We start from the raw sequence: 567 nt of genomic DNA on the forward strand, positions 1-567 counted from the left end.
GTATAGAGGAAGGTAGTTTTTCAAGGAACTGTTCGATAATGTTATTTAATACGGCTTCATCCAAAACATATTCATCCGCAAAAGCTTCTTGGAATAAAACGAGTAATTGCAGAATGGCTTCCGATACAGAAAGCTCGGAAAGCTCATCAATGAGAAGATAAAATAACTCGCCAAGCGTTCGGTCGTCTTTACTTTCACGTTCTTGCACCGCTAGGATCATATAACCGATAGCTACCAGTGTCGTATGCGCAAAGATCCCGTCATAAGAAATCCCTTGGTACTTGGCTAATTTTAAGTATTGTTTGCACATCTTGAAGTAGACTTCCACCGACCAGCGTCTAGCATAGAGCTGAATGATCTCGTCTTCGGTCAGATCGATATCGGTCGAAGCTAAGACCAAATAGTCGTTTCGTTTATTGCGATTGCGAATATATACCAACTTAATGGGAAGGATTTTCCCTTCTACGACAGCTTCTACTTGGACACTCAAAAGATAGCGAGAACGACCGCGGCGCTTTTTATTTCGTTTGAAGATTTCTTTGACATCCATCTTTTGGCCTTGATAAC

At 41.3% G+C, this 567-nt stretch carries 1 pseudogene; it reads right to left on the bottom strand.

What is annotated here, in order from left to right:
* Positions 1 to 567: pseudogene (locus TS1_RS12295) on the bottom strand (IS4-like element ISTeha4 family transposase); the annotation flags it as partial.

The organism is Tetragenococcus solitarius NBRC 100494, from assembly GCF_001544195.1.
Classification (GTDB): domain Bacteria; phylum Bacillota; class Bacilli; order Lactobacillales; family Enterococcaceae; genus Tetragenococcus; species Tetragenococcus solitarius.